This window comes from Lactococcus sp. DD01, assembly GCF_001578715.1.
In the GTDB taxonomy this organism is placed as follows: Bacteria; Bacillota; Bacilli; order Lactobacillales; family Streptococcaceae; genus Lactococcus; species Lactococcus petauri.
In genome coordinates this window covers 62,320-66,983 of the sequence record NZ_KQ968941.1, presented here as the reverse complement: position 1 = coordinate 66,983, position 4,664 = coordinate 62,320, and the positions used below count along the sequence as shown (strand labels likewise).

Genomic DNA, 4,664 nt, shown 5'->3' with positions numbered 1-4,664 from the left:
CGTTTTGGCAGACGTTTTTTTATTATACATTTATACTTTCGCTTTTTTACGGAAAACAATAAATTTAGAATAGAAGTAGTTCAAGACGATATTCAATACTTGGATTGCCAGTGAAAGGGCAAGAACGACTACTGGTTTTTTCAAGTGCAAGAGATCCATCAAAATTTCTGGATGACTATCAATAAACCACCACTTCAGAACGATGGCCAAAAGCATGAAGAATAAACGTCCGGCAGCAAAGTTAAGGAAATCTCGGAAAATGTGCGTAGATTTATGCTTGAAAACCCAAATTTTATTGGTAAAGAAAGCGAAGATAATACTAACAATTTGTCCGATAGCCTCTGAAATCGCCCCAGCGTTTATTCCAGGGTGATTAAGCAGGTAAAAGCTTGACTGCATAAAGACGTAATAGACAAGGGTCGTCAAGACACCGAAGACGAGATAAGTGAAAGCTTCAGTCTTAGCAAAGTTTTTAATTTTTTCCATAGCACCTCATTTTACCAAATTTGTAGTTTTTTTGCTAGATGATATAGGAGAATAAGATTCAGTTGCCTTAGATTTTTAAGGCTTTAATCTTATTAACTTTTAGTTTATCTCCGTTTGTGGTAAAAGACCAGCGTTGCTTGAAGGCATCACGTGTCATATTGTTCCCTTTAATGATACGCTGTGTATTGAGTTCAATAAGAAAATCAATAGCTACAAATGAAATATCTATTTCAAACCGAGAGCTATCTTTTGGCTTTAAGCCGCTTTAAAATTTAGTTGGATGTAAGTGGGATTTAATTAATGATAGTTGATTTATTATTTGTAGTACGTGCAGCTATTTTTTCACGTAAACTATCAATCTTATCTTGAGGTTGCTCCACCCAATCGGTCACCTCAGCAATTATTTTTAGTGGTGCAGTAGAGCGATAAGAACGAGTTGGGTTACCAGGGAATTTTTTATCGGTCACGTTGGGATCATTTTCATAAGGGCCTGCTGGTTCCACCAGGTAGACTTGCGGGACCTCAGCTTTTCCAGCAGCGATTTGTGCAGCAAAGCCAGCGCCATCTTTTAAAGCTGTAAAATAGATATGATTCATAGTCACACGTGAATCATAATTAGAGGCAAAACCCGCCCTTAAATAATCCCCTATTTTAAGTTTAGCTTTCGTCCCATGGTAGAAAGGACCTTCATCATGTACTTTTTCCATTAAGTAATCTTCTTTCTAAAATTGATCTCAAAAATGCTGATGTGCTATGATCATAATGGATTATACAGTATCCCCAAACTTTTTTCTATCAGGAAGCGAAGGAAAAAGCTATTGTAAAGAAAGTTACGTTGTGATGGAAATTTCGTTTAGCATATTTGACCTCAGTTCTTGGGTATGATATAGTTAATCTATGTTAAAATCACGATTTTACTCTTTTATACTTGGAACAATCATTGAAGCATGGATTTTTTCCATCGCCTTTTTCCAGGCCCAATGGTTTTGGTTCTTTATCGCAAGCTTCCTTTTAGGTCGCAGAATTTACGTGGCTTATAAAGTAGACAAGTTTGTAAAACTCAGCAAAATCAAATAATGGATAACATCCATTATTTTTTTTACTATTTTTAGCTCTAAGATGAACCAGTATGCCAAGTTATACTTTAGCTATCAAACTGGAATCAAATATTACACTTTTCTAGCCTAAGCAAAAAGGATTATTATCTATATTTTGATATAATAAGGGGAGAAAAAGACAAGAGGAGACAGATATGACAGTCACAGTGCAAGATCTCATCAAAAAAATCAAATTTAATGTTATCTACTCGACAGAAACAGCACTTCAAAAAGAAATTACCACCTCAGATATTTTACGCCCCGGTTTGGAAATGTCTGGTTATTTTGAATACTTTACCCCTGAACGGATACAACTTTTCGGGATGAAGGAATGGTCCTACATGATGAACGAGGTAGGCGATGCGCGTTATGATATACTCAAAAAAGTAATGACAGAGATAACTCCTGTCGTTATCGTGGCACGTAATCTTGAAATTCCGGAAGAGATGGTGAATGCTGCACGTAAGCATGATATTGTCTTATTGCAATCACGTGAGACAACTAGCCGTCTGAACAGTATTCTGACCTCTTACTTAGATGAAGAGTTGGCAGAGCGTGTCAGTGTACACGGTGTGCTGATGGATATTTATGGTGTTGGGGTTTTGATTCAGGGAGCAAGTGGAATCGGGAAATCAGAAACGGCTTTGGACTTGGTGGCGCGTAATCACCGACTTGTAGCTGATGATCGTGTTGATGTTTTCCAAAGAGATGCCTTTACTTTAGCAGGAGAACCTGCGCCAGTCTTGCAAAATTTCTTGGAACTTCGCGGTGTCGGGATTATTGATGTGATGAGCTTGTACGGTGCGCGTGCAGTCAAAGATCAGACGGATATTGATTTAACAATCTATCTTGAGCCTTACGAAGTTGGGGGCGAATTTGACCGTTTGGGTAATGGTGTGAAAAATATTATCCTCGCCGATGTTGAAGTGCCACAGATTAAGATTCCTGTCAAAACAGGGCGTAATGTTTCGACTATCATTGAAGCTGCTGTGATGAACTACCGTGCCAAAGACATGGGCTATGATGCAACAGCGCTTTTTGAAGATCGTTTGACACATTTAATCGAAAACAATAGCTAAGGAGTTAAAGTGAACAATTTTCCATATTTAGCAATGAATAAGATTGCTTTAGAGTTGGGCCCTTTTTCCATTCATTGGTATGCGATTTTTATTGTGACAGGGGCTGCTCTCGGTGTCTGGCTAGCGTGTAAGGAAGCACCACGGCGAGGTTTGACCTCAGATGATGTGATTGACTTTATCTTGTGGGCTTTCCCCGTCGGACTTATCGGTGTCCGGGCCTACTATGTTGCTTTTCAATGGGATTATTATAGCCAACATCCAAGTGAAATTATCGCTCTTTGGGACGGCGGTGGTGCCATTTATGGCGGACTGATTGCAGGAGCAATTGTCCTGTTTGTCTTTTCTTATTATCGGATGATTAATCCTCTGGATTTACTGGATGTGAGTATTCCGGGTGTACTTATTGGCCAAGCTTTTGGACGTTGGGGAAATTTTGTTAATCAGGAAGCCTATGGCGATGCGGTAAACAACTTAAATTATCTGCCGACCTTTATTCGGGAGCAGATGTTTATTGATGGAGCTTATCGAATACCTACTTTCCTCTATGAAAGTATCGGAACCTTTTCAGGTTTCCTCCTCATTATGATTTTCCGTCATCGTATTCCAGGACTCAAGCGTGGGGAAATCTTTGCTTTCTATCTTATCTGGTATGGGGCAGTACGCTTTATTGTGGAAGGCATGCGGACAGACAGTCTGATGTGGGGAGCATTCCGCGTATCACAGGTCTTCTCAGCTTTAATGATTATTGCCGGGATAGCGTTTGTGCTTATCAGACGTTTGAAAAAAATTGATTAAGAAAAGAATGTAAAAGTGTATCTTTTGTAGCAAGGCAAAAGATACATTTTTTTTATATTACAAAAAAGTAAGTTCAACTTCAGGATAGTAAGCGTAAAATAGAGGTATTAAGAGGAGAAGAGGAGCGAAAAATGAAACGTACACTTGCACTTGTGACAACTGTTGGACTCATCACATTTGGTATTTTTAATATACTCCATCAGCAAACGAGGACCGTCCGTACCATTCCCTCAGATACTCTCAACATCCACAAAACAACTGTCCCACTGAAAAAGACAAATAAAGATGCGCTTAACATTTATACCCCAAATATAACAAAACGAAGCGTTTCATTAGATAAAGATAAATTGCTTGACGAAAGAGGACAAAAAGAAGCACCTATACAAGAAGCCAAGAATTCCGAAAAATTTTACAGCGAAAGCTATACTTTCATCACCGAGCTTGTCAAAGAAGCTGGCAATCTCTCACATAAACTTTTAAGGTAAGGACGAGTTTTTTCGGAGGAAGAAATAAAAAAGGGATAAAGCTAAAAATCCTCCAAAACGCTGGTACGAGTGACCTAAATACCGAGGGAAAATTTATGTGCCAAATTAGTTTATAAAAAATATTAATTTTGCTATAATAAAGTAAAATTACCGTTTGAATTTAAGCGGTTTCGGAGGTGAAGTATGGGAGAAATTAGTGTACAAAATATAGCCTGGCTGATCATTGCAATTGCTTTTGCAGCTTTGGTTATCTTCTTAATTGTACTTTTAGTTAAAGTTTCAAAAGTTGTTGAGGAAGCCAATCGTACGGTGAAACTCGTCTCTAGTGATGTCGATGTTTTGCTTCACCAAGCGGATGGCTTGATGGCAAAAGCCAATGTTCTTTTAGACGATGTTAATGGAAAAGTTGCAACAATTGACCCTCTCTTCGTTGCAGTAGCAGAGCTTTCAGAGAGCGTTACTGCGGTGAATAAGAGCAGTCGCGACATGGTTGAACGTTTCTCAAGAAAATCGGGAACCGTCGGTCGTTCAGCTTCAACTTTAGTATTGGCTAAAACAGCAAATAAATTTATGAAGAAGAACAAGAAAAAGAAAGTGGAGGATAAATAATATGTCTAAAAAATCAGGATTTTTAGCAGGAGCTTTGATTGGTGCCGCTGCAGCTTTGTTTTTCGCCCCTAAAAAAGGAAGCGAAATGCGTGAAGATGCGAGCAAGATGTACG

General features: G+C 38.6%; 8 protein-coding genes. 6 read left to right on the top strand and 2 right to left on the bottom strand.

Going from position 1 to position 4,664, the window contains the following annotated elements; genetic code table 11:
- Nucleotides 1-30 precede the first annotated feature (30 nt).
- Together LACDD01_RS09255 and arr are read right to left on the bottom strand one after the other, a co-directional pair.
- The gene (locus LACDD01_RS09255; RefSeq protein ID WP_003134318.1) at nucleotides 31-486 is read right to left on the bottom strand and encodes a GtrA family protein; all 456 of its coding nucleotides are present in this window, start codon (nucleotides 484-486) and stop codon (nucleotides 31-33) included.
- Nucleotides 487-779: 293 nt separating this feature from the next.
- Nucleotides 780-1,193: an NAD(+)--rifampin ADP-ribosyltransferase gene (arr, locus tag LACDD01_RS09250; RefSeq protein WP_061414657.1), complete on the bottom strand. Its 414-nt coding sequence runs from the start codon at nucleotides 1,191-1,193 to the stop codon at nucleotides 780-782.
- Between the two features lie 190 nt (nucleotides 1,194-1,383).
- Here arr and LACDD01_RS11620 point away from each other — a divergent pair, with 190 nt between their 5' ends.
- The 6 genes from LACDD01_RS11620 to LACDD01_RS11615 all read left to right on the top strand — a co-directional run.
- Nucleotides 1,384-1,563 carry a hypothetical protein gene (locus LACDD01_RS11620; protein ID WP_014025241.1) on the top strand — a complete coding sequence of 60 codons (180 nt, stop codon included), beginning with the start codon at nucleotides 1,384-1,386 and terminating at the stop codon, nucleotides 1,561-1,563.
- A 175-nt stretch (nucleotides 1,564-1,738) separates the two neighbouring features.
- Complete coding sequence (gene hprK / locus LACDD01_RS09245) at nucleotides 1,739-2,662, top strand: HPr(Ser) kinase/phosphatase (protein WP_019293392.1); 924 nt, start codon at nucleotides 1,739-1,741, stop codon at nucleotides 2,660-2,662.
- A 33-nt stretch (nucleotides 2,663-2,695) separates the two neighbouring features.
- Nucleotides 2,696-3,457: a prolipoprotein diacylglyceryl transferase gene (lgt, locus tag LACDD01_RS09240; RefSeq protein ID WP_207781790.1), complete on the top strand. Its 762-nt coding sequence runs from the start codon at nucleotides 2,696-2,698 to the stop codon at nucleotides 3,455-3,457.
- A 131-nt stretch (nucleotides 3,458-3,588) separates the two neighbouring features.
- Nucleotides 3,589-3,942 (top strand): hypothetical protein, encoded by a 354-nt coding sequence (locus LACDD01_RS09235; protein WP_061414654.1) that lies wholly within the window; start codon nucleotides 3,589-3,591, stop codon nucleotides 3,940-3,942.
- Nucleotides 3,943-4,125: 183 nt separating this feature from the next.
- Complete coding sequence (locus LACDD01_RS09230; RefSeq protein WP_003134326.1) at nucleotides 4,126-4,551, top strand: DUF948 domain-containing protein; 426 nt, start codon at nucleotides 4,126-4,128, stop codon at nucleotides 4,549-4,551.
- A gap of 1 nt (nucleotide 4,552) precedes the next feature.
- On the top strand, nucleotides 4,553-4,664 hold a 112-nt coding region (locus tag LACDD01_RS11615; RefSeq protein ID WP_197458045.1), incomplete at its 3' end, for a YtxH domain-containing protein.

Excerpts from the sequence above, each read along its gene's own strand:
- LACDD01_RS09255 (WP_003134318.1), bottom strand. The coding sequence starts at position 486 with ATGGAAAAAATTAAAAACTTTGCTAAGACTGAAGCTTTCACTTATCTC.
- arr (WP_061414657.1), bottom strand. The coding sequence starts at position 1,193 with ATGGAAAAAGTACATGATGAAGGTCCTTTCTACCATGGGACGAAAGCT.
- LACDD01_RS11620 (WP_014025241.1), top strand. The coding sequence starts at position 1,384 with ATGTTAAAATCACGATTTTACTCTTTTATACTTGGAACAATCATTGAA.
- hprK (WP_019293392.1), top strand. The coding sequence starts at position 1,739 with ATGACAGTCACAGTGCAAGATCTCATCAAAAAAATCAAATTTAATGTT.
- lgt (WP_207781790.1), top strand. The coding sequence starts at position 2,696 with ATGAATAAGATTGCTTTAGAGTTGGGCCCTTTTTCCATTCATTGGTAT.
- LACDD01_RS09235 (WP_061414654.1), top strand. The coding sequence starts at position 3,589 with ATGAAACGTACACTTGCACTTGTGACAACTGTTGGACTCATCACATTT.
- LACDD01_RS09230 (WP_003134326.1), top strand. The coding sequence starts at position 4,126 with ATGGGAGAAATTAGTGTACAAAATATAGCCTGGCTGATCATTGCAATT.